At 47.3% G+C, this 4,597-nt stretch carries 3 protein-coding genes; 2 read left to right on the plus strand and 1 reads right to left on the minus strand.

The genetic code is table 11. The features are described 5' to 3' along the window. Nucleotides 1-69: 69 nt before the first annotated feature. On the minus strand, nucleotides 70-333 hold the full coding sequence (locus tag K5677_RS00160) for a spore coat associated protein CotJA (RefSeq protein WP_294749934.1): 264 nt from the start codon (nucleotides 331-333) through the stop codon (nucleotides 70-72). A gap of 249 nt (nucleotides 334-582) precedes the next feature. On the opposite strand from K5677_RS00160, the gene K5677_RS00165 reads away from it, so the two are divergent. Next, complete coding sequence (locus K5677_RS00165) at nucleotides 583-3,900, plus strand: beta-L-arabinofuranosidase domain-containing protein (RefSeq protein WP_296723316.1); 3,318 nt, start codon at nucleotides 583-585, stop codon at nucleotides 3,898-3,900. A gap of 277 nt (nucleotides 3,901-4,177) precedes the next feature. Next, nucleotides 4,178-4,597, plus strand: a 420-nt coding sequence (locus K5677_RS00170; RefSeq protein ID WP_296723318.1) for a hypothetical protein, incomplete at its 3' end; no start/stop codon positions are given.

The following is a 4,597-nucleotide window of genomic DNA, read 5'->3' on the forward strand; positions in this document are numbered from 1 at the left end:
GGTACAGATCAAGCTCCTTGAGAGTAAAATCATACTTTTTTATCTTGCCGAGAAGTGTTTTCTGCTCATTCATCTGCTGTCGCCTCCTCCCGAAAACGGAAGATCAAGCTCGGGGAAAAGTGTTCCCCTGCTCAGAGCCTCATCATCGCCGTAGGTCTCTCCCCACTGCTGAAATGGCACATACGCCATAGCGAGAGGAGTTTTTTCGGGAAAGCGTGAAACTCCGCCGTTCCCGTTATTCTGCAAATAAGGTCTCATATCCGCCGTGTTGGCAGAGCTTTCACGCTCACGGAAAAACAGACCTTCCATATCGTCAAAAAGATCGAGTTTCATTGATGTGTCCTCCTTTCCTGCGCGGAGAACGTGTGCAGACGGCCTCCGCACGTTATATATTATGATATTTTGTATGCCGAGGTTACAGCAGCGGACACGACAAGTTCAACCCTCGGAAAATGTATCGGTTTCTGCACTATAGGATATGCTCCGTAATATTTTCAACCTTTTGCGTTATTTTATGGGTTGCTGTAAGGGAAAATATAATATAGAATATTATTGGATATTAAAATTTAAGGAGGAATCCATATGAGACCAAAATTCATGTCTCGTCTGACATCATTTGGATTATCCGCTGTTATGGCTTGTACTACGGCAAGCTTTCCCACTCTCGGAGCTTCAGCAGCGGATAATACCGACATCATGAGCTTCAGCCTTGCAGACGTCACGATGACTGACGGATACTGCACGAACGCATTTGAAAAGGAGCTGAAATATCTTCTCTCATTTGACAATGACAGACTTCTTTCAGGCTTCCGCGAAAATGCAGGACTCAGCACCAAAGGCGCAAAGCGCTACGGCGGCTGGGAAAACACAAATATCGCAGGCCACGCCGTAGGACACTACCTCACAGCGCTTGCACAGGCTTATCTTCACCCCGAGCTGAACGACTCACAGCGCAAGGAGATAAGCTCGAAGATGTATGCCCTTGTGGACGGACTGCGCGAGTGTCAGAAGAACTCAAAGGGAAAGGCAGGCTTTGTATGGGCAGCTGCTCATCCAAACGGAACAAGTGTTGAGGTGCAGTTCGACAATATCGAAGCAGGCAAATCAAACATCATCAACGAAGCGTGGGTACCGTGGTATACCATGCACAAGCTCATTGCGGGAATAGTTGACATCTACAATGCCACAGGCTATGAGCCCGCAAAGGAACTGGGCTCGGCTCTCGGAGACTGGGTATACAGCCGATGCAGAACATGGGACAGCAGAAAGCATAATACCGTCCTTTCCATTGAATACGGCGGCATGAACGACTGCCTATACGACCTTTACATGATAACAGGCAAGGACGAACACGCAGCGGCAGCTCACTATTTCGATGAGACCAATCTTCATGAGGCTGTGCTCAAGGGCGGCGCAAATGTACTCAACAACAAACACGCCAATACAACTATCCCTAAATTTCTCGGTGCTCTGAAGCGCTATATCGCTCTCGACGGCAAGACCGTGAACGGCGAAAAGGTCGATGCTTCACGCTATCTGCAATACGCGGAGGCTTTCTGGGATATGGTGGTAACTCATCATACCTACATAACAGGCGGCAACAGCGAATGGGAACACTTCGGCATGGACGATGTCCTTGACAAGGAGCGCACAAACTGCAACTGCGAGACCTGCAACTCCTACAATATGCTTAAGCTAAGCCGCGAGCTTTTCAGGATAACAGGCGACAGCAAATATATGGACTTCTACGAGAATACTTACTATAACTCCATTCTTTCCTCGCAGAATCCCGAAACGGGAATGACCACCTACTTCCAGCCGATGGCAACGGGATATTTCAAGGTATACAGCTCCGAGTTCGACCACTTCTGGTGCTGTACGGGAAGCGGTATGGAGAGCTTCACAAAGCTTGGAGATACCATATATATGCACAGCGATGACACGCTTTACGTCAATATGTATCAGAGCTCGGTACTCAACTGGGCAGACAGGAACATGAAGATAACACAGGAGAGCTCCATTCCCGAATCGGATACGGCAAAATTCACCATCAACGGCAGCGGCGCGGCAGAGTTCCGCTTCCGTATCCCCGACTGGACAGCAGGAAAAATGAAGGTAAAGGTCGGCGGCGAGGATTACTCCTACAAGACCGTAAACGGCTATGCTCAGGTAACGGGCGACTTCAAAACAGGAGACGTCATAGAGCTTACCATGCCCGAAGCTGTCAAAGCATATCCCCTCCCCGACAACAAAACCGTATACGGCTTCAAATACGGTCCTGTAGTCCTCAGTGCGGAGCTCGGCAGGCAGAATATGGTCACAAGCTCCACGGGAATGTGGGTAACTATCCCAAAGGACAAGGTAACTCCGTCCGAGACCATACATATATCGGACAACAGATCGTCCGTAAGCACATTCATGGCGAACATAGACAAGCATCTTGTGAGAGACGGCTCGTCAATGAAGTTCACACTCAAGGATACGGATCAGTCCCTTACCTTCTCACCTCATTACAGGCAGTATGAGCAGAGGTACGGCATCTACTGGAATTTCAGCAGTGACAATACTTCCGTCGAACGTCCGCCTCGCTGCGAAAAGACAGTTACCGATACCGTTCAGCCAGGCTACGGGCAGTATGAAAATGATGATCTTCACAATATGCAGGAGTCAAATACTCAGGGCGTGACCGACGACAGCACCTACCGTTACGCAAAAAGCGGCGGCTATTTCACATACCGCATGGCAATAGACAAAGAAGCAGATTACAATTATCTTACCGTAAAGTTCCGCAAGTCCGACAATAATAAGACTATACGCATAACTGTCGGAGATACCATCCTTTACAGCAATACTCTTAACTATACAGGTACGGAAGATGTTTACGCTGTCAATATCATGCTCCCGCCCGATATTATTGAGAAATATTCGGAGCACATAACTTCTGACGGCAGCGAATATGATGTTGTAACAGTCGGCTTCTCATCGGACAACGACGAGGACTCCGCAAAGGTATGCGATTTCATCTACATGACAGCTGCAAGACCTCTCTATCAGTACGACAGCAGCATAGCCTACTTCGTTGACTGCGGCGACCACGATCCTTATACCGTAACAGGTTCGGACAAGCTTGGCTGTTACAACAGCGTGACCGAACAGATATACGGCTATGACGAAGTAACGGGCGCTGAATGGGGACTTGTGGACGATCCCACAGATCAGTACAGCGGCAGTTCAAAGAGCTCAGGACTTTACACTGCGAATACATGGTGCGATGAATACAATACCGCAGACGGCAGGGACAAAACAGCGACCTTCCGCTATACCAAAAATCAGTACGAAAACAATATTGATCGCCGCATCTCTTATCTTTTCACTCTCCGTCCGGGAAAGTATTCCGTTGAGATGTGCTTCAGCGACCCATGGAACTGCTCGGCATCTCCGTCTGTATATACGAACTATGATACAGACAATGCGGAGTGTATCATGAAGGACTGCATCACTGACGGAAAAACAGTTTCAAAGGCTGAAGTGACTCCGAACAGTCAGGGCAAGCTGAAACTCGATATCGTTTCACAGGATAAGGCTATAAACATTAATTATATCATTATCCGCGAGCTTGAAAGCTATCCTCTGCCTACCGTAACAGCAACAGCCTCACCACAGCCGACAAAGCCCGGTGACGCAAACTGTGACGGTGAGATAGATATGTCTGACGCCGTGCTGATAATGCAGGCACTTGCAAATCCTAACAAATACGGTATAGGCGGCACTGACAAGGACGCTTTGACACAGCAGGGATACGCAAACGCCGATGTCGATACGGGCAGCAAGGGACTTACCACAGGCGACGCACTGCGTATACAGCAGTATCTTCTCCACATGATCTCCTCATTTGAGTAACAGAACAGACTTAGAAAAGCTCCGTATCCGCGGAGCTTTTCTGTTGCATAGTAATCTTTTAACAAATGCATTTTTTGTTAAAACACAGCGCTTTTTATTATGAAAACTACACTATCATTTTATGCATTATCACATAAAAATTCTGCACAAATTAGTCTAAATGCCGTTTTTTAGCGCAGCTGCACCCTTTGGATTGACAGTCAAAAAACAGGGTGATATACTGAAATCATGGGATTTAACTCATAACTTCATTAAAGTACGGGAGGAGTAATGTATTATGAGAAACATGAAAAATTTTACCAAGATCACAGCAGGCATCATGAGTCTTGCGCTCACTATAGGCACCGCAGGCTATCTTCCAAAGAGCAGCTCTGACATATTCAGCGCAAGTGCTCAGACAACACAGCAGCAAATGTATGAGTATGAGCTGAAGAACATATGTATATACAATGCTTACGATTTTGACGGAGAATTCCGCATTGAAGCTATTCCAAAGGTCGGCGGCGTATATTCCACATGGTATCCGTCACGGATACTGCATTTAGTCGTACCGCTAACAGCTGACGATGGAGCCGACGCCGCAGAAAAGAAGAAAATTGAAAGAAACAAAGCAATGATAGACGAATTAAGCGAGGGTACCATCGTTACTCTGAAAATAAGATGTCCGAGAGAGTATCAGTCGCTCCGCGAAGCAGAG

The organism is Ruminococcus sp. (assembly GCF_024684275.1).

Coding starts and splice junctions, on each gene's coding strand:
- K5677_RS00160 (WP_294749934.1), bottom strand. CDS start 333: ATGAAACTCGATCTTTTTGACGATATGGAAGGTCTGTTTTTCCGTGAG.
- K5677_RS00165 (WP_296723316.1), top strand. CDS start 583: ATGAGACCAAAATTCATGTCTCGTCTGACATCATTTGGATTATCCGCT.